Origin of the sequence: Pseudomonas sp. NGC7 (assembly GCF_047159675.1) — a bacterium.
Classification (GTDB): Bacteria; Pseudomonadota; Gammaproteobacteria; order Pseudomonadales; family Pseudomonadaceae; genus Aquipseudomonas; species Aquipseudomonas kermanshahensis.
The window spans coordinates 3,980,947-3,999,312 of the sequence record NZ_BAAFZY010000001.1; the positions used below are offsets into that span (position 1 = coordinate 3,980,947).

Annotated in this window: 15 protein-coding genes; 7 read left to right on the plus strand and 8 right to left on the minus strand. The window is 63.7% G+C overall.

Annotated elements, in window-relative coordinates; all coding sequences use genetic code 11:
* The first annotated feature begins 257 nt into the window (after positions 1–257).
* On the plus strand, positions 258–2,675 hold the full coding sequence (locus ACMCNM_RS17790; RefSeq protein WP_412765063.1) for a glucose/quinate/shikimate family membrane-bound PQQ-dependent dehydrogenase: 2,418 nt from the start codon (positions 258–260) through the stop codon (positions 2,673–2,675).
* Positions 2,676–2,803: 128 nt separating this feature from the next.
* Complete coding sequence (locus ACMCNM_RS17795; protein WP_412765064.1) at positions 2,804–4,072, plus strand: carbohydrate porin; 1,269 nt, start codon at positions 2,804–2,806, stop codon at positions 4,070–4,072.
* Positions 4,073–4,216: 144 nt separating this feature from the next.
* Here ACMCNM_RS17795 and argE read toward each other — a convergent pair whose 3' ends face one another.
* Both argE and ACMCNM_RS17805 read right to left on the minus strand, forming a co-directional pair.
* Positions 4,217–5,377 (minus strand): acetylornithine deacetylase, encoded by a 1,161-nt coding sequence (gene argE / locus ACMCNM_RS17800; protein WP_027593578.1) that lies wholly within the window; start codon positions 5,375–5,377, stop codon positions 4,217–4,219.
* On the minus strand, positions 5,370–6,047 hold the full coding sequence (locus ACMCNM_RS17805) for a DUF1028 domain-containing protein (RefSeq protein WP_099429103.1): 678 nt from the start codon (positions 6,045–6,047) through the stop codon (positions 5,370–5,372). The genes argE and ACMCNM_RS17805 overlap by 8 nt, the downstream gene beginning before the upstream one ends.
* A gap of 302 nt (positions 6,048–6,349) precedes the next feature.
* Between ACMCNM_RS17805 and ACMCNM_RS17810 the strand changes: the two genes are divergently transcribed.
* Together ACMCNM_RS17810 and ACMCNM_RS17815 are read left to right on the plus strand one after the other, a co-directional pair.
* Positions 6,350–7,669, plus strand: coding sequence for a flavin-containing monooxygenase (locus ACMCNM_RS17810; protein WP_099454405.1), 1,320 nt, complete (start codon positions 6,350–6,352; stop codon positions 7,667–7,669).
* Positions 7,669–8,085 (plus strand): RidA family protein, encoded by a 417-nt coding sequence (locus tag ACMCNM_RS17815; RefSeq protein WP_027593581.1) that lies wholly within the window; start codon positions 7,669–7,671, stop codon positions 8,083–8,085. Before ACMCNM_RS17810 ends, ACMCNM_RS17815 begins: the two co-directional genes overlap by 1 nt.
* On the opposite strand, the gene ACMCNM_RS17820 is transcribed toward ACMCNM_RS17815, so the two are convergent.
* Genes ACMCNM_RS17820 through ACMCNM_RS17835 form a run of 4 tightly spaced genes read right to left on the minus strand, consistent with a single transcriptional unit; the run spans position 8,076 to position 11,835 of the window.
* On the minus strand, positions 8,076–8,882 hold the full coding sequence (locus ACMCNM_RS17820) for a sugar phosphate isomerase/epimerase family protein (RefSeq protein ID WP_265970150.1): 807 nt from the start codon (positions 8,880–8,882) through the stop codon (positions 8,076–8,078). The genes ACMCNM_RS17815 and ACMCNM_RS17820 overlap by 10 nt on opposite strands.
* Positions 8,879–9,619, minus strand: coding sequence for an SDR family NAD(P)-dependent oxidoreductase (locus tag ACMCNM_RS17825; RefSeq protein WP_027593583.1), 741 nt, complete (start codon positions 9,617–9,619; stop codon positions 8,879–8,881). Before ACMCNM_RS17825 ends, ACMCNM_RS17820 begins: the two co-directional genes overlap by 4 nt.
* The gene (locus ACMCNM_RS17830) at positions 9,616–10,965 is read right to left on the minus strand and encodes an MFS transporter (protein ID WP_085274278.1); all 1,350 of its coding nucleotides are present in this window, start codon (positions 10,963–10,965) and stop codon (positions 9,616–9,618) included. Before ACMCNM_RS17830 ends, ACMCNM_RS17825 begins: the two co-directional genes overlap by 4 nt.
* Before the next feature lie 42 nt (positions 10,966–11,007).
* Positions 11,008–11,835 carry an amidohydrolase family protein gene (locus tag ACMCNM_RS17835; protein ID WP_412765065.1) on the minus strand — a complete coding sequence of 276 codons (828 nt, stop codon included), beginning with the start codon at positions 11,833–11,835 and terminating at the stop codon, positions 11,008–11,010.
* A 147-nt stretch (positions 11,836–11,982) separates the two neighbouring features.
* Here ACMCNM_RS17835 and ACMCNM_RS17840 point away from each other — a divergent pair, with 147 nt between their 5' ends.
* A complete protein-coding gene (locus ACMCNM_RS17840) occupies positions 11,983–12,936 on the plus strand; it encodes a LysR family transcriptional regulator (RefSeq protein WP_412765066.1) in 954 nt (317 codons plus the stop codon).
* A gap of 126 nt (positions 12,937–13,062) precedes the next feature.
* Here ACMCNM_RS17840 and pgm read toward each other — a convergent pair whose 3' ends face one another.
* Positions 13,063–14,700: a phosphoglucomutase (alpha-D-glucose-1,6-bisphosphate-dependent) gene (gene pgm, locus ACMCNM_RS17845; protein ID WP_186703578.1), complete on the minus strand. Its 1,638-nt coding sequence runs from the start codon at positions 14,698–14,700 to the stop codon at positions 13,063–13,065.
* A gap of 148 nt (positions 14,701–14,848) precedes the next feature.
* On the opposite strand from pgm, the gene ACMCNM_RS17850 reads away from it, so the two are divergent.
* A complete protein-coding gene (locus ACMCNM_RS17850; RefSeq protein ID WP_186680265.1) occupies positions 14,849–15,496 on the plus strand; it encodes a DUF1345 domain-containing protein in 648 nt (215 codons plus the stop codon).
* 252 nt (positions 15,497–15,748) lie between these two features.
* On the plus strand, positions 15,749–16,009 hold the full coding sequence (locus ACMCNM_RS17855) for a DUF1652 domain-containing protein (RefSeq protein ID WP_027593589.1): 261 nt from the start codon (positions 15,749–15,751) through the stop codon (positions 16,007–16,009).
* Here the strand turns inward: ACMCNM_RS17855 and ACMCNM_RS17860 are convergent.
* Positions 16,006–18,093, minus strand: coding sequence for a putative bifunctional diguanylate cyclase/phosphodiesterase (locus tag ACMCNM_RS17860; protein WP_412765067.1), 2,088 nt, complete (start codon positions 18,091–18,093; stop codon positions 16,006–16,008). The genes ACMCNM_RS17855 and ACMCNM_RS17860 overlap by 4 nt on opposite strands.
* Positions 18,094–18,366: the final 273 nt, after the last annotated feature.

The window sequence follows — 18,366 nt, forward strand, 5'->3', positions numbered from 1 at the left end:
TCCAATCGGGGCCTGCTGGCGCAGCGTGGCCCCTGCACACATTGCTTTTCGACGACTCGACCAAAGTATGAGTACTGATTCCATATCTGTCATGAACGCTTTGTTTACTGCATTTTTCGCTGCCTGATCTAGACTTTTGCCAACACCTTGGCAAGTTCAACCCTGCGACAATCAGCCTCACAAAACTTTGTACTAACTTGTTAATTAGCTTGCTAAGGGCTTAAACTGCGCCCATTCCACCTGCTGAGATCCCTGGCATGAAAGAAACACCGCGCGCCTCTGGCGCCACAAACCTCATTCTGGTCGGCCTAGGCGTTATCGTCGCCCTGCTCGGCCTGCTCCTGGCCGCCGGCGGTATCAAGCTGGCCGGCCTCGGCGGCTCCTGGTACTTCCTGATCGGCGGCCTGGCCATGGCCATCGCCGGTATCCTCATCGCACGCCGCAAGGTCGCCGGTGCCTGGCTGTATGCCCTGTTCCTGATCGGTACCGCAATCTGGGCCGTGATCGACACCGGCCTGGTGTTCTGGCCGCTGTTCTCGCGCGTGTTCATGTTCGGCGCAATCGGCATGGTCGTGGCGCTGGTCTACCCCCTGCTGGTACGTGCCAACGGCGGCACCGCTGGCCGTGGCGCGTACGGCCTCGCAGGTGTGATGGCGGTGGCACTGGTCATTGCCGCAGGCAACATGTTCGTTGCTCACCCAAGCGTCGCTCCGACCGGCAAAGGCCCTGGCATGACCCCGGTCGAAGCCGGCAAAGAGCAGAAAGACTGGGCCCACTACGGCAACACCGAAGGTGGCAGCCGCTTCGCCGCGCTGGACCAGATCAACCGCGACAACGTCAACAAGCTCAAGGTGGCCTGGACCTACCACACCGGTGACGTCGCCATCAGCGACGGCAACGGTGCCGAGGACCAACTCACCCCACTGCAGGTTGGCAACAAGGTGTTCATCTGCACCCCGCACAACAACCTGATCGCCCTCGATGCCGACACCGGCAAAGAGCTGTGGAAAAATGAGATCAACGCCCAGTCCAAGGTCTGGCAGCGTTGCCGCGGCATGGCCTACTTCGACGCCACCGCGCCGTTGGCCCAGCCAACCCAGCCGAACAGTTCGCCTATCGCCATGGCCACTGTCCCGGCCGGTGCCAACTGCCAGCGCCGCCTGCTGACCAACACCATCGACGGCCGCCTGATCGCCGTCGACGCCGACACCGGTGAGTTCTGCCAAGGCTTCGGCAACAACGGCCAGGTCAACCTCATGGCTGGCCTGGGCGATGTGCCGGACTCCTTCTACCAACTGTCGTCCGCGCCACTGATGGCCGGTACCACCGTGGTGGTTGGCGGTCGCGTTGCCGATAACGTTCAGACCGACATGCCAGGTGGCGTCATCCGTGGCTTCGACGTCATCACCGGCGCCATGCGCTGGGCCTTCGACCCAGGCAACCCGGAAGACCGCAACGCCCCGGCCGACGGCAGCACCTACGTGCGCAGCACCCCGAACAGCTGGGCCCCGATGTCGTACGACCCGGCAATGAACACCGTGTTCCTGCCGATGGGTTCGTCGTCCACCGACATCTATGGCGTAGAGCGCAACAAGCTGGACCACACCTACGGTGCTTCGGTCCTGGCACTGGACGCCACCACCGGCAACCAGAAGTGGGTGTACCAGACCGTTCACAACGACCTCTGGGACTTCGACCTGCCAATGCAGCCAAGCCTGATCGACTTCACCAAGGATGACGGCAAGACCGTGCCTGCGGTGGTGATCGGCACCAAGGCCGGGCAGATTTACGTGCTTGACCGTGCAACCGGCAAGCCGCTGACCCAGGTCGACGAAGTTCCGGTCAAACCGGGCAACATCCCGAACGAGCCGTACTCCCCGACCCAACCAAGATCGGTGGGCATGCCACAGATCGGCGCGCAGACCCTGACCGAGTCGGACATGTGGGGCGCCACCCCGTATGACCAGCTGCTGTGCCGCATCGACTTCAAGAAAATGCGCTACGACGGCCTGTACACCGCGCCGGGCACCGACCTGTCGCTGAGTTTCCCAGGCTCGCTGGGCGGCATGAACTGGGGCAGCATTTCCACCGACCCGGTGCATGGCTTCATCTTCGTCAACGACATGCGTCTGGGCCTATGGATCCAGATGATCCCTTCGCAGAACAAAGGCAACGCGGCCTCCGGTGGCGAAGCCTTGAACACTGGCATGGGCGCCGTACCGCTCAAGGGCACGCCGTATGCAGTGAACAAGAACCGCTTCCTGTCGGTTGCCGGTATCCCTTGCCAGGCTCCGCCGTTCGGCACCCTGACCGCGGTTGACATGAAGACCCGCCAAATCGCCTGGCAGGTCCCGGTCGGCACCGTCGAGGACACCGGCCCGCTGGGTATCCGCATGCACCTGCCGATCAAGGTCGGCCTGCCAACCCTGGGCGGCACACTGTCCACCCAAGGTGGCCTGGTGTTCATCGCCGGCACCCAGGACTTCTACTTGCGCGCCTACGACAGCAGCAACGGTAATGAAATCTGGAAGGCCCGTCTGCCGGTTGGCAGCCAGGGCGGCCCGATGACCTACGTTTCGCCGAAAACCGGCAAACAGTATGTGGTTATCACCGCCGGTGGCGCGCGTCAGTCGACTGACCGTGGCGACTATGTGATTTCTTACGCCCTGCCGTAAGACTGCGTCGCCTGCTTCGCGGGTGAACCCGCTCCCACAGGATGATCACTGCACTTGCAAAGGGTGCAGGCCCTGTAGGAGCGGGTTCACCCGCGAAGAGGCCCTAGAACACTACCCGAGACCCCGCAATGCCATCCGCAATTCGCATCACTTCTCCCCTCCTGCTCGCCCTGGCCAGCACCACCGCCCTCGCCGACGGCGACCTGATGACCCGCAACACCCTGACCGGTGACTGGGGCGGCCTGCGCCATCAGCTGGAAGAAGACGGCGTCAAGTTCACCGGCGACTACAGCGGTGAAACCGCCTACAACGCCCACGGTGGCCTGCACCGTTCGGCCCGCTACTCGCAGAACCTCAAGCTGGGCGTGCAGTTCGACCTGTCGAAACTGTACGGCCTGGAAAACGGCGGCAAGGTGCAGTTGACCATCAACGACCGTCGCGGCAACAGCGCCTCGGAAGACCTGGTGGGCAACCGCTTGCCGATCCAGGAAAACTACGGTGGCCTGTACACCCGCCTGACTGAACTGAGCTACGAGCGCACCCTGTTCACCCCGGCCTTGAACGTCAAGCTCGGCTACATGGCCATGGGCAACGACCTCGGCGGCTTGGACAGTGGCATCCTGTGCAACTTCATGAACGCCGGCTTCTGTGGCCACCCACTGAACATGTCGGGCGGCAGCGGCTGGACCAACTACCCCAACGCCCACCTGGGCGTGCGGGTGAAATACGACCTGTCGCCGTCCTGGCAGCTGCGTGTCGCGGCCTTCAACGTCGACCCCGAGAGCAACGGCAATTCCAGCCGTGCCTGGCACCTGGGGCCCAAGCACACCACAGGTACCGTGGTACCGGTTGAGCTGGTGTACAAACTGCAAGGCGAACTGCCAGGTGAGTACAAGCTGGGCTACTACTACGACAGCTCTGATGTGAAACGCATCGGCAGCGACAAGGAAGTGTCCGGCCGCGGCGGCCATTACCTGCTGGTCGACCAGGCCGTGTGGAGTGATCCAAGCTCGCCAGGCCGCAGCCTGCACGCCTTTGGCCAATACTCGGCATCGAGCGAGGCCGCTTCGCCGTTCACCAAGTGGTATGGCACCGGCGTTGTGCTGTACAAGCCGTTCGAAGGCCGCCCGCGCGATACCCTGTCGCTGGGCTATGGCCGTGCCGTGCCGAACCCGCGCAGCCGCGATGTGCTGGAAGACGCTGCGTTCAACGCAGGGCAACAGTTCCCGAACATCGACAGCGCCGAGCAGTTGATTGAACTGAGCTACGGCTACCAGGCCACGCCATGGCTGAACCTGCGCCCGGATGTGCAGTACATCATCGAGCCGGGTGCGTTCTCCGGCAAGCATATCGACAATGCGCTGGTAGTGGGCCTCCAGGTCAAGGCGACGTTCTGATTCATTACGGCATTGCCCGCATCCTGTGAGCAGCCTTGTGCTGCGAAGAGGCCCGTGACAGCACAGTGAATTTTCTCTGCTGTCACGGGCCTCTTCGCAGCACAAGGCTGCTCCTACCAGGAATGCATAACCGGTAAAAAAGACTCAACCTTCGCGCAGGTAATCCACCAGCCGCAGCAGCATCTCATCGCACCCCTGCAACTGCTCGACACTGACAAACTCGTCCGGTTTGTGCCCCTGCTCCATGCTCCCGGGCCCGCAGACCACCGTCGGGATCCCGGCCTGGTCGAACAAGCCGCCTTCAGTACCAAACGCGACCGTGCCGAACGCCGCTGAACCACTGAGCAAGGCGACCAAACGTGCTGCTTCGCTGTCAGCCGGCGTGGCCAGCCCCGGGTAAGCACTCAGCGCCTCAAGGCGAATATCGGCGCCCTGATTGACGGCGCGCATGCGCGGCAGCAACTCAGCCTCGGCGTAGCCCTGCAACTGGTCAGCCACCCCCTGAGCGTCGAACCCCGGCAATGCCCGCACCTCGAAGTCGAATTCGCATTCCTCGGGCACGATGTTCAACGCCCTGCCACCTTTGATCACGCCGGTCTGTACCGTGGAAAACGGCGGATCGAAACGCGTGTCATGGTGCTCAGGCTGCGCCAAACCATCACCGATCTCGCCCAGCTTGCCGATCAATCGCGCGGCGTACTCGATGGCGTTCACCCCATAAGGCGCATAAGCCGAGTGGCAGGCAGCACCGTGCACCTGGCAACGCATTGCCAGCTTACCCTTGTGCCCCAGCACTGGCTTGAGCTCGGTCGGCTCGCCGATCAGGCACAACCGCGGCTTGTGTGGGCGCTGCGCAAGCGCCGCAAGCATCGAGCGTACCCCCAGGCAACCCACTTCTTCGTCATAGGAGAACGCCAGGTGCAGCGGAATACGCAAAGGCTGCGCGAGAAACGCGGGGACCGCTGCCAGGACAGAGGCGATGAAGCCCTTCATGTCCGCAGTACCCCGCCCATACAGGCGCCCCTCCCGCTCACTCAAGGCAAACGGCTCGACCGTCCAGGCCTGGCCGTCAACCGGCACCACATCGGTGTGCCCCGAAAGCACTACACCGCCAACGTCCTGCGGGCCGAGGGTGGCAAACAGGTTGGCCTTGGTGCCCTCGGCGTTATGGAACAACTCGCATTCCACGCCGAGGTCCGCCAGGTAGTCACGGATGAAACCGATCAGCGCCAGGTTCGAATCGCGGCTGACCGTGGCAAAACCGATCAGCCGGGCAAGCAACGCGCGGCTGGTGCGCTCATTCATTGCCCGGCACTCCGTAGCTTGGCGCGGCGGTCGGGTCGAGGGCGCGGGTCACGTAGTCTTGCATCTGCGGGCGATAGGCTTGCCACAGGCCATCGAGCTGGCCAATCGGGTCTTCATCGGCCCAGTCGACGCGCAGGTCCACCAGCGGCCAGGTCAGCTCGCCGGCAATCTTCAGCGCTGCGGAATGCACCGGCCCTGCCTCACCCCCGGCCGCCATCGCCGCCTGCATGGCCGCCAACAGGCGATCGGCCAGGTGCCCGCCGGCCTGTTCAAACGCGTGCACCATGGCCTCGATCACCTGCTTGGACGCCAGCAAGTTACCCGCAGCAGCGCACTGCTCGCCGGCCACGGCATTGTGCACCCCAAGCGCCTGCTTGCCGGTGAACAACGCGACCTGGCCCTGGCTGTCGATCACGGTGACCTGGCGGTATTCGCTCCAGCCATTGGCGTTCAGCACCCTGTCTAGTGCAGCTGCCGGCGGCAACTGGCCCTGCTCCAGCACATCGAGCAACTGCGGCCCCAATGCCGGCAAGGTGATGTTCTGCGTTGCGACCGCCCCCACACCTGCGCGCACCCAGGGGCAACGCGCCCCGACCGCGATGCTCGACGAGCTGATGGCGATACCGACTTGGCCGGTTTCCTGGCAACGACCGATGATGGAGAAAGTCATGTGATGGTTCCTGTTGTTCTGTCGATGCAGGGCATTCTGGGTGGAACCCTCCAGGGCGCGAAACCACCTTTTTCCGAGGGCTTGAAGAGGAAAAAACTAAGGCCGCCCGCACCACCCCGAACGGCATCAAAAATCCCCCTCAAGCACCGCGGCAAGCCCTGTGAATCAAGGCCTTCGCCGTTTTATCGGCAAGCCCTAGCTAAATACTATTTTCGCCATTTGCGCAGCGTCCCTAGTCTGGCCCCAGGCAACGGCGGTCCTCCAACCGACCTGACAAAAACCGCCTGATAAAGGGCTCGGACATGACTTTGAACAACCTCGAAATCGACACCCTCGTCGTCGGCGCCGGCCAAGCCGGCGTGGCCATGAGCGAACACCTGAACAAGCTCGGCGTGCCGCACCTGGTGCTGGAGCGCAAGCGCATCGCCGAAGCCTGGCGTACGGGCCGCTGGGACTCGCTGGTCGCCAACGGCCCGGTCTGGCACGACCGCTTCCCTGGCCTGGAATTCAACCTCGACGCCGATGCCTTCGCCGGCAAGGACCAGGTTGCCGACTACTTCGAACAGTACGTGCGCAAGTACAACCTGCCGGTGCGCACCGGCATCGAGGTGAAGAAGGTGGTGCGCAACAGCGATCGCCCAGGCTTCACCATCGAAACCAACGAGGGCGTGATCCGCGCCAATCGCGTGGTTGCTGCCACTGGCCCGTTCCAGCGCCCGGTGATCCCGGCCATCGCGCCAAAGGACGAGCGCCTGCACCAGATCCACTCCGCCGCCTACTACAACCCCGAGCAGCTGCCCGCCGGTGCCGTGCTGGTGGTGGGCGCCGGTTCTTCGGGCGTGCAGATTGCCGAAGAACTGATGCGCGCGGGGCGCCAGGTGTACCTGTCGGTCGGTGCCCATGACCGGCCGCCGCGGGCCTACCGCAACCGCGACTTCTGCTGGTGGCTGGGTGTGCTGGGCGAGTGGGACGCAGAAATCGCCAAGCCTGGCCGCGAGCACGTGACCATTGCTGTCAGCGGCGCACGCGGCGGCCACACCGTGGACTTCCGCGCCCTTGCCCACCAAGGCATGACCCTGGTCGGCCTGACCCAATCGTTCGCCGATGGCATTGCCACCTTCCAGGACAACCTGGCAGACAACATCCGCCGTGGCGACGAAAACTACCTGGCCCTGCTCGACGCCGCCGACGCCTACATCGAACGCAACGGCCTGGACCTGCCTGAAGAGCCGGAGGCGCGCAAGCAACTGCCCGACCCTGAGTGCCTGAGCAACCCGCTGCACACACTCGACCTGGCCCAGGCCGGCGTCAGCACCATCATCTGGGCCACCGGCTACGGCGTGGACTTCAGCTGGTTGCAGGTCGACACCTTCGACGCCAACGGCAAGCCACAACACCAACGCGGTGTTGCCCGCGAACCCGGTGTGTACTTCCTCGGCCTGCCCTGGCTGTCACGCCGCGGCTCGTCGTTCATCTGGGGCGTGTGGCACGACGCCAAGCACGTCGCCGGGCACATCGCCACGCAACGGACCTACCTGGCCTACCGCGACAGCGAACAACGCGCCGCGGATGAGCAGCAACAACCCACAATCAGCAACGTCAGCACCCTTGGAGCCCACTGATGCCAACCCATACCCGTATCCGCATGTTCAACACCAAGGTCACCTACCCTAATCAGACCCTGGACAACGACCTGTGCCAGGCGGTGCGCGCCGGCAACACCATCTACGTACGCGGCCAGGTGGGCACTGACTTCGAAGGGCGCCTGGTAGGCCTGGGCGACCCTCGGGCACAAGCCGAACAAGCGATGAAAAACGTCAAGCAACTGCTTGAAGAGGCCGGCTCGGACCTGTCGCACATCGTCAAGACCACCACCTACATCACCGACCCGCGCTTCCGCGAGCCGGTGTACAAGGAAGTCGGCAAGTGGCTCAAAGGCGTGTTCCCGATCTCCACCGGGCTGGTGGTGGCGGGCCTGGCCCAGGCCGAGTGGTTGATGGAAATCGATGTGATCGCCGTGGTGCCGGATCAGGCCTGACCTGCCGGCACCCCGCTCAGCCAGGCCTGCGTGACACGCGCAGCTGCCCTGAGCCGCTCTGCCCCGTGCAAATGGGCAGACGGCACCTCGACGCTGAGGCTGATGTCGCGGGGCAAGGCTGCGAGCAACTGCACCAACGGCAGTTGCCCGTGGCCAGGCAACTGCCTGCCCTCGCGCGCTTCCTGGATGATGCCGCTGTCGGGTGGTGCCTGCAGCGGGGCATCGCACAATTGCACGGCGCGCAAGTAACGCGGGTCGATTCCGGCAAGGTCCACTACCGCTGCACCAGCGCGAAACAAGTGCAGGGCATCGACCAGCACGCTGCTGTTGTCCTGCCCCGCCCCTGCGACCACGGTATAAGCCTGGTGCACGTTCGCCACCGGCCGCCAGCGCATGAATTCAAGGTCCACGCGCACGCCATAACCCCCTGCCAGCTCGCACAAGGCCGCGAAATGCCCGGTCAGCCGCGCGACATCGGCATCATCCCCCGACACCGTCAGGCTTACCGCCCCCAGCTCCGCACCTGCCGCCAGCAAAGGCTCGTAATCGGCGACCACCACCTCGGGCGTCAATGACACGAACTCGATATCAGCGACCCGTACGCCCTCACCCGCCATCACCGCCTTGAGCTCACGCAGCGCCAGGCTGCCCGCCGTTACCGGGTAGGCCAGCGCACCCGGCATCACTGGATGCAGGCGCAGCCCCACCGCGCTGAAGCCGGCACGGCTCGCCTCGCGCACCAGCACGGCTGGCGCCAGGTCCAGTGCCGTCAGGTGAGCGACGCCCAGGCCCCTCAATAGGTCGCCCTCCCGCCACTGAGGTCGAACACGAAGCCAGTGGTGAAACTGCACTCTGGCCCGGCGATCCAGCTCACCATGTTGGCGATTTCCTCGACCTTCAGGAAGCGCCCCATGGGGATCTTGGCCTTGCTCGCTGCGATGTGCTCCGGGGTCATTTCGGCCATCAGCGGCGTTTCTACCATCGCCGGCGCCACGCAGTTGAGCAGCACGCCATCCTGCGCCAGCTCCTTGGCTGCGGCCTTGGTGAAGGCGATCACGCCTGCTTTGGCCGCCGAGTACGCCGAGATGTACTGCACGCCATCCTTGCCCGCCATCGAGGCGACGTTGACGATACGTCCGTAGCCGCGTTCGCGCATGTGCGGGATGGCGGTGCGGCAGCAATAGAACACCCCGTTCAGGTCAATGGCGATGACCTTGTCCCAGGCCGCTGGCGGGTATTCCCAGGCGGGTACCACTGGGCCATTGATACCGGCGTTGTTGACCAGGATCTCGACCTGCCCGACGTGTGCAAGCACGTCGGCAAATGCCGCTTCCACCGACGCCAGTGATGAAACATCGACAGACTGGCGCAGCACCGGCTCAAAGCCGTTTTCGGCTGTGTCCCAGCCATCGACCGCCAAGTCCCAGATCACCACGTGGGCACCTGCGGCGTGCAGCCGCTGTGCAATCCCCAGGCCGATGCCACGCATGCCGCCGGTGACGATTGCAGTCTGCCCTTGCAGGTATTGGCTCATTGCTTTGCTCCATTTTCGAGGTTAGGGATGTCTGGCAGACGACGCAGGTCGCTCACCATGAACAGGTAACACAAGGCACCGAGGACGGTGATCGACGACACGAAGGCCAAGGCCCAGACGAACGACCCGGTCATCGAAACGATGATGCCGATGGTCAACGGGGTGACGATGCCCGCCGCGTTGGCGAACAGGTTGAACAGGCCACCGCTCAAGCCCAGCAGGCCCTTTGGCGCGATGTCGGAAACGATCATCCAGGCCAGCGCCGACATGCCTTGGGCGAAGTAGGCGATGCAGAGAATGGCGATTACCAGCGCGTCGGACTCGACATAGTTAGCCAGCACGATCACCGACGCGGTGAGCAGGCCGGCAATCACTGGCAGCTTGCGCGCCACGTTCAGGGAGTAGCCGCGGCGCAGCAAGGCATCGGACAACCAGCCACCGACCAGGGTGCCCAGCGAGGCGGCGATGAACGGCAGCACCGCGACCCAGCCAACCTTCAGCCACGGCATGTGCCGCTCGGTGACCAGGTAGGTCGGGAACCAGGTCAGGAAGAACACGTTGGTCGAGTTGCAGGCAAACTGCCCCAGGCAGATGCCCAGCATGTTGCGGTGTTTGAGCAGAGCCGGGATCTGCGACCAGCGGAATACCGTGGCTTTCTGGCCACCGTCGACCACGCCACCGCCAGCTGCGATGTAGTCGAGTTCGGCCTTGTTCGCCGTGGTGGACTGGTGCGGTTCATGGTACTTGCGCCACCAGACCAGGCCATAAAGGATGCCCATCAGCCCGACCGCCATCAGCAGAAAACGCCAGCCGTACGCGTGCAGTACCCAGAACAGCAGCGGCGTGAGAAACGCAAGCCCCGTGTATTCGGCAAATGTGTAGATGCCGGTCGCCCTGGCCCGCTCACTCTGTGGGAACCAGGTCGCCACCACGCGGCTGTTGGTGGGGAAGCACGGCGCTTCGGTCACCCCCACCAGAAAACGCATGCCCAACAGCGACAAAAAGCCCTGGGCCAACCCTTGCAGGCCAGTGAACAGCGACCACAGCGTCAAGGCCAGCCAGTACGTGAACTTGGTGCCCAGCCGGTCGATGAGGATCCCGCCGGGGATCTGGGCCGCCGCGTAGGTCCAGGAAAACGCCGAGAAGATCACGCCCATCATCGCGGCGTTAAGGCCCAGGTCGGCACTGATGCTAGGCGCCGCAATGCCCATCACGCTGCGGTCAAGGTAGTTGATCATCGTGCCGCCGGAGATCAGCGCCAGGATCATGAAGCGGGTGCGGGTGCGTTGTTGCAGGCGTGCAGGCGTGTCGAACGCCCCCACGCCGAGGTTCTGTTCAGTGTTCATGACGGTTGCTCTCTTGTTATTGGAATGGCAAAGGGCGGTGCGCTAGGCAAACCCGAACAGACGTCGCGGCGTGTCCCACATGACGGTGCGGCGCAGTTGCGCATCCGGCATCAGTTGCTCGGCCAGTTTCAGCAGCGGCCCGTAGTCCACCCGCGAGCGCTGACGAATGAACGGCCAATCGGAGCCCCACACGCAGGCCTGTGGGCCAAACGCTTCGAGCAGGGCGTGAACGTAGGCACTGCTCTGCGCCTGCAGCGCATCGGCCGATGCGAACTTCTGCATGCCAGACAGCTTGACGCTGGCCCGGCCGCTTGCGGCCAACCGCAGCAAGGCCTGGAAACCCGGTTGGTGAATACCCGCGCTCACCTCCGGGCGGCCGCAATGGTCGATCAACACGCGCGCCGACGTGCGCTCAAGCAGCCCGTGCAGCGCCAGCAACTGGTCTTCGCACACCTGAATCTGCGCAAACAGGTCGAGCTCGGCGAGCTTGCCGAACAACCCGTCGGCTGCATCCAGGCTCGCCACACCGTACAACGCCGGGTTGAAGGCCACCCCGACCACCCCTTGCGCCTGCAACGTAGCCAGCGCATCCAGGGTGATGTCAGGGCTAACCACTGCCACCCCCTTGAAACGCCCCTGCCCAGTGGCGAGCGCGCTCAGCAGGCAGCTATTGTCGGTGTGGTAGCCGCTGTTCGGCCCCACCAGCAAGGCATGCTGCACGCCATAGGCGTCCATCACCCGGTTGAATTGCTCGAGGGTGGCGACCTCCTGCCCGGACGGGGCGTAAGGCGCGTCGGGGTGGTAGGGAAAGCGCGCAGGGTCAAACAAATGGTTATGGCAATCGATCTTGGGTTCATCGAAGATGTTCACGCAACACTCCCGTCAAGCGCCGCTGCGCTTGCCTGCAGATCTTGTTATTGTGCGCCGCGAAGGCGACTCGGCAGGCTTCAAGATACTGCGTGCCCGGCGTCTGCGCTCATACCCAGATGGCGAAGACCATAACCAAAGGTAATGCTTATGCCCCTCGACCATGAAGGCCCGGAAGCTCGCGCACTGGTATTCAAACTGCGGCACATGGAAGTGTTTCGTGCGGTGATGTTGACGGGCTCGATCAGCGCGGCGGCGAAGATGCTCTATGTGTCGCAGCCGGCCGTGAGCAAATTGATCCAGTACATCGAGGGGCGGCTGGCGTACCGCTTGTTCGAGCGCATCAACAACCGCCTGGTGCCGACCCACGAAGCGCAGATTCTGTACCGCGAAGTCGAGCGGGTGTATCAGGCCGCGCTGGAGGTCAATGAATGTGCGTTGTCACTGGGCAGTGGCGGCCACCGTAACCTGCGCATCTCGTGCAGCGCCTCGCTGTCGACCGTGGTCATCCCGATTGCGCTGGCCCAACTCAAGCGTGAGTCACCCTCGCTGAACATCGAGTGGCAGACCTCGTTGATGGGTGAAATGCCGAACCAGATCCTGTCGAAGAAGGTCGACCTGTCGATTGCCGCCTTGCCGGTGATCCACGATCACCTGCATTCACGCGCGTTCATGCGCGGGCGCATGGTGGTGGTGATGCCGCCGGAGCATGCCTTGGCGCGGCAGCCGTCACTGGCGCTGGAGCAACTGCAAGGCCATGCCCTGCTGCTGTTCAGGCCCGACATGCCGTTCGGCAAATTGCTGGCCGAACACATCCACCAGCGCGGGCTGCAGTTGGAGTCGCTGTTGTCGTTCACCAATGCCAACGAAGCTGTGGCCTTGGTCAAGCAAGGCATGGGCATTAGCTTGATCGACGAATTTGTGGCACAGGACAGCGGCTTGACGGTGGTACCCCTGGCCGACGAAATCCATTTCGACATCAGTTTCGTCTATTCGCGCTTCGAGCCACCTTCGCACTCGGCGCTGCACCTGATGCAGGTGCTGCATGCCCAGGCCCTGAAGCTGGGGCGGGGGATCGAGGGGTTCGCGTTGCCAACCCCTTGATGAACCGGGGCCGCCCGGCGGCCCATCGCCGGCTCCCACAGGTAACTGCGCAGGCTCAGACCTTGCGAAAAACCTGTGGGAGCCGACTTGCCGGCGATGGGCTGCAAGGCAGCCCCTTGAGTACAATCAGGCGATCGCCGCGTCCACCAACACCTGCGCTTCCTGCACCAGGCGCTGCAGGTGCGCCTCGTCGATAAAGCTTTCGGCATAGATCTTGTAGATGTCCTCGGTGCCCGACGGCCGTGCGGCAAACCAGCCGTTGGCGGTCATCACTTTCAACCCGCCAATCGCCTGGCCGTTACCCGGTGCATGGCTGAGGATCTGCACGATTGGCTCACCAGCAAGCTCTGTGGATTTAACCTGCTCAGGTGCCAGCTTGCTCAACAACGCCTTCTGCCGGGCATCCGCCTTGGCCTCGACGCGGGTGGCATACGGTTTGCCCAGTGCTGAGGTCAGGTCGGCATAAGCCTGGCTCGGGTTGCGACCGGTGCGTGCGGTCATCTCGGCGGCCAGCAAGGCCGGGATCAAACCGTCCTTGTCAGTGGCCCAGACCGACCCATCGCGCCGCAGGAACGAAGCCCCCGCGCTCTCCTCGCCACCAAAGCCCAACGACCCGTCGAACAGGCCCTGGGCGAAGAACTTGAAGCCTACCGGCACTTCGAACAATTTACGGCCCAGGCGCTCGGTAACGCGGTCGATCAGGCCACTGGACACCACGGTCTTGCCCACGGCTGCGTCGCTGCGCCATTGCGGGCGGTGGCGGAACAGGTAGTCGATGGCCACGGCCAGGTAGTTGTTCGGCTGCAGCAGGCCATCCGGGGTGACGATGCCGTGGCGGTCGTGGTCCGGGTCGCAGGCAAAGGCCACGTCAAAGCGCTCGCGCAGGCCGATAAGGCCCTGCATCGCGTAGGGCGAGGATGGGTCCATGCGGATCTGGCCGTCCCAGTCGACGGTCATGAAGCGGAAGGTCGGGTCGACCTCGCTGTTGACCACTTCCAGGTTCAGCTTGTAATGCTTGGCAATCGCCGACCAGTAGTTAACCCCGGCGCCGCCCAGCGGGTCGACGCCCAGGCGCAGGTTGGCGCTGCGAATCACGTCGAAGTCGATGACATTGCCCAGGTCTGCCACGTAGTGGCTCACGTAGTCGTGGCGGTGCGTGGTGGCAGCCTGCAGTGCCTGGGCATGGTCCATGCGTTTGACGCCAGCAAGGTTCGCAGCCAGCAGCTCGTTGGCCTTGGCCTCGACCCACTTGGTCACGTCGCTGTCGGCTGGGCCGCCATTGGGCGGGTTGTACTTGAAGCCACCGCTTTGCGGCGGGTTGTGCGACGGCGTGATGACGATGCCATCGGCCAGGCCCTGCTCGCGGCCACGGTTGTAGCACAGGATGGCGTGGGACACCGCTGGGGTCGGCGTGTACTCGTCGTCTTTGGACAGCATCACCTGCACGCCATTGGCCGCCAGCACTTCCAGGGCACTGGCCGTGGCCGGTGCCGACAGCGCATGGGTGTCGGCGCCAATGAACAGCGGGCCATCGATGCCCTTCTCCTGGCGGTACAGGCAGATGGCCTGGGTAATGGCCAGTACGTGGTACTCGTTGAAACTCAGCTCAAGCGAGGTGCCTCGGTGCCCCGAGGTGCCGAAGGCCACCCGTTGGGCCACCACGCCAGCGTCGGGGCGGCCGGTGTAGTAAGCGGTGAGCAGTCGGGGGATATCGACCAGCACGCTGGCCGGAGCCGGCTTGCCTGCCAAAGGACTGAGCGTCATGCAGAAACCTCGAGTTCAACGAATGTTGGTGTTGGAACGTGCAGTGTACTGAGAGTTGCAACGCCGCGCGACGGGCGACGCGATGAAAGCCGCCAGCACTTGGCGATGGTCTAGAGTATTAGCCACCACTCCCCGGCAACGAGGCCCCATGGCTTTTCACCGCCTGACACGTACCCACCCTCGCCTCACGTTCGCCACCTTGGTCGGCATCATCGGCGCCTGGCTGATCCCTGCCGGTGACACGGTCCAGCACATTCTGGTCGGCTGGAACCTCGGCGTCTGGCTCTACCTGCTGCTGGTCCTGTGGCTTACCTGGAGCGCCAACCCGGAAAAGGTCCGCAACGTTGCCCAGGTCGAGGATGAGAACGCCGGCCTGGTCCTGCTCACCGTCTGCATCGCTGCCATCGCCAGCCTGGCCGCAATCACCTTGCAACTGGTCTCCAGCCGCGGCCTGCAAGGCAGCGCCCTGGCCCTGCACTACTTGTACACCGGGTTGACCGTGGCCGGCTCCTGGCTGTTGATCGGCTGCATCTTCAGCCTGCACTATGCCCGGCTGTTCTATACCGGCCAGAACCATGAGCCCCCGCTGCGCTTTGCCGATGGCGAGCGCAACCCGGATTACTGGGACTTTCACTACTTCTCGTTCACTATCAGTGTGGCGGTGCAAACGTCCGATGTCGGCGTCGCTGGCCGGGGGTTGCGCCGGGTGGTGCTGGCACATTCAGTGGTAGGGTTCGTGTTCAACACGGCCATTCTGGGGTTCACCATCAACATTGCGGCCGGCCTGCTGGGGTAGCACACACCGCTCGTCCGAAAACCCAGTGCGGTAGAGGCGGCCGTTACTTGCGGCACCCCGCAAGGAAAACGTTTGCCAGGCGAGCTGCCGGTGGATAGCGGCCCTAACAGCACTGTGACCTAGGTCAAACCTCCACGATTCCGGCGTATTCCCACCCTGGGCAATGGCGTGGCAGGTGCTATGGTTACATTCCCGGCGGCCGTGCACGCGGCCTCCCGCTCACCGCGTCCAGGTACGGACAAGGAGGCTGGCATGAACAAAATGACGTTCCCGAACGCCTGCCAGGTGATGCGCTGGCATTTCCACCCGCTCGGCTTCGAAGCCAGCATGGATGCACCGCGCAGCATGATCGCGCGCCTGTTCGACCGCGCCACCGGAGAAACCTTGCTGGCTATTGCCGGCATCCCCTGCGCTGCGATCATGGCCGCTGCGGATGTCGAGCGCATCATTGAAGCGGTCGAGGCTGAGATGGACGCCTTCGTACCCGTCTTCGCCCTGCGCGACGCAGGCTAGACTGCCGCCTCGGGCGTCTCCCGCATGGCCTGCAATTTGCCCATGAATTGCTCGGCTGGCACCGGTTGCCCGAGCAGATAACCCTGCAGCGAATCGCACCCCAGGCGGGTGAGGAAGTCTTGTTGCTTGTCCGTCTCTACCCCTTCGGCAACGATGCGCAAGCCCAGCGCCTGGCCCAGTGCGACAATCGCCGAGACGATCGCGGCGTCATCGCTGTCCTGCTCCAGGTCACGCACAAACCCCCGGTCGATCTTCAGCTCGTTGGCCGGCAGTCGCTTCAGGTACATGAGGCTGGAATAGCCCGTGCCGAAGTCATCGATGGACAAGTCCACGCCCAAGTCGGACAGGCGCTGCAACACTGTCAGGCTAGCATCGGCATCATGCATGGCGGTGGTCTCGGTAATCTCCAGGGTCAGGCAGTTGGCCGGCAGGCCGTTTTCGCGCAGGGCCCGGGCCACGCTGTCGACCAGCCCCGCATGGCAAAACTGGATGGCCGACAGGTTGACTGCCATACGCCACCCCTGGTGGCCCTGGTTCAGCCACTGGCGCATCTGCCGGCAGGCTTCGTCAAGCACCCACTCGCCAATCGGGATGATCAGGCCGGTTTTTTCCGCCAGGCCGATGAACCGGTCAGGCAGCAGCAGGCCCTGCTGTGGGTGCTCCCAGCGCAGCAACGCTTCGGCACCGATTGGCTGGCAGGCCTGGGCATCGAACTTGGGCTGATAGTGCAGGCGGAACTGGCGCTGCTCCAGGGCCTGGCGCAGGTCCTGCAATAACTGCAATTGCTGCCGCGCGTTGCTGTTCATCGACGCGTCGAAGAAGCTGTAGCCGTTTTTACCGGCGCTTTTGGCGTGGTACATCGCGGCATCGGCATTGCGCAGCAACTCGTGCTGATCCTGGCCATTGCCGGGGTACAGGACGATACCCAGGCTGGCCGTGAGCTGCAAATCATGCTCGGCGACGCGGAACGGCCGCGACACCAGGTTGACCTGCTTGACCGCCACGTCCATGGCATCGTTGGGCTCCTGCAACTCCACCAGCAGCACGAACTCGTCGCCGCCAATGCGCGCCAGCGTGTCCTGGCTGTGCAAATGGCCGCGCAGGCGCGCCGCGACGGCCTTGAGCAGCAAGTCGCCGACGTGGTGACCAAAGGCATCGTTGACCGGTTTGAAGCCATCCAGGTCGATGAACATCAGCGCAAAACAACCGCCCTGCTCCGCCACCTTGGCGATGGCTTGCTCGATGCGGTCGGCCAACAAGGTGCGGTTGGGCAGGTCGGTGAGCGTGTCGTGCAGGGCCAGCTGGGTCAGTTCCTGGTTGGCCAGTGTCAGCGAACGGGCCAGTTCCGCCGTACGCGCTTCGAGGCGCGCGTCCAGTACCGAGGTCAACAAAGCTACCGCCAGCACTGCCAGGGTGGTGATCAACACCAGGTAGACCAGCCCGTCGCCTTGCAGCCCATCGGCCAGCGCACCACAGAAACTGCCCTCGGGGAAATTGGCTGCGGCCATGCCGGTGTAGTGCATGCCGACGATGGCCATCCCCATGATCACTGCTGCCAGGCCACGAATCTGCCGGACGTAAGGGGTGTGCTTGCGCAAGCGGAACGCGATCCACAACGCCGCTGCCGAGGCGCCCACGGCGATCATCAGCGAGGCGCCGAACAGCGCAGGGTCATAGTCGATGCCCGGCAGCATGCGCAGCGCGGCCATACCGGTGTAGTGCATGCAACTGATGCCCGCGCCCATGATCAACGCGCCAAAGCCCAGTTGCAGCCAGGGCAGGCTCGGCTGGCTTACCAGCCACAAGGCAAAGCCTGACGACAGCACCGCAATCAACAGCGAGAACGCAGTCAGGCCAAGGTCGTAGCCCAGGTCAATGGGCAGGCTGAACGCGAGCATGCCGATGAAGTGCATCGACCACACGCCGACCCCCATGGCCAACGCACCGCCCCCCATCCACAGGTGCACAGCCCTGCCTTTGGCCGTCGCGATACGGCCGGTCAGGTCAAGGGCAGTGTAGGACGCCAGGATCGCCACGCACAGCGAAATCAACACCAGCGAAGAGGAGTAGCTACCGGTCAGCATTGGGAGTTCCAGCGACGGGCCAGGGGGCCCGGAAAAAGCTGACGATTGTACTCAAGCTTTGGCGAAACGCACGGGGTTTTTGCGAATGGGAATGGATCCAAGTGCTGGGATGCCACGGCTGGGCATACGTACCTTGCGCTGCGAAGAGGCCCGTATGCCTGGTAGCGATGTATTAGCCGTTAGGGCCTCTTCGCAGCACAAGGCTGCTCCTACAAGGAAGGGCTAAACCCTATGTTCAATACGAAGTTCGTCATCCTCAAGGCCCGCACGTAA

Coding starts and splice junctions, on each gene's coding strand:
- ACMCNM_RS17790 (WP_412765063.1), top strand. CDS start 258: ATGAAAGAAACACCGCGCGCCTCTGGCGCCACAAACCTCATTCTGGTC.
- ACMCNM_RS17795 (WP_412765064.1), top strand. CDS start 2,804: ATGCCATCCGCAATTCGCATCACTTCTCCCCTCCTGCTCGCCCTGGCC.
- argE (WP_027593578.1), bottom strand. CDS start 5,377: ATGAATGAGCGCACCAGCCGCGCGTTGCTTGCCCGGCTGATCGGTTTT.
- ACMCNM_RS17805 (WP_099429103.1), bottom strand. CDS start 6,047: ATGACTTTCTCCATCATCGGTCGTTGCCAGGAAACCGGCCAAGTCGGT.
- ACMCNM_RS17810 (WP_099454405.1), top strand. CDS start 6,350: ATGACTTTGAACAACCTCGAAATCGACACCCTCGTCGTCGGCGCCGGC.
- ACMCNM_RS17815 (WP_027593581.1), top strand. CDS start 7,669: ATGCCAACCCATACCCGTATCCGCATGTTCAACACCAAGGTCACCTAC.
- ACMCNM_RS17825 (WP_027593583.1), bottom strand. CDS start 9,619: ATGAGCCAATACCTGCAAGGGCAGACTGCAATCGTCACCGGCGGCATG.
- ACMCNM_RS17830 (WP_085274278.1), bottom strand. CDS start 10,965: ATGAACACTGAACAGAACCTCGGCGTGGGGGCGTTCGACACGCCTGCA.
- ACMCNM_RS17840 (WP_412765066.1), top strand. CDS start 11,983: ATGCCCCTCGACCATGAAGGCCCGGAAGCTCGCGCACTGGTATTCAAA.
- pgm (WP_186703578.1), bottom strand. CDS start 14,700: ATGACGCTCAGTCCTTTGGCAGGCAAGCCGGCTCCGGCCAGCGTGCTG.
- ACMCNM_RS17850 (WP_186680265.1), top strand. CDS start 14,849: ATGGCTTTTCACCGCCTGACACGTACCCACCCTCGCCTCACGTTCGCC.
- ACMCNM_RS17855 (WP_027593589.1), top strand. CDS start 15,749: ATGAACAAAATGACGTTCCCGAACGCCTGCCAGGTGATGCGCTGGCAT.
- ACMCNM_RS17860 (WP_412765067.1), bottom strand. CDS start 18,093: ATGCTGACCGGTAGCTACTCCTCTTCGCTGGTGTTGATTTCGCTGTGC.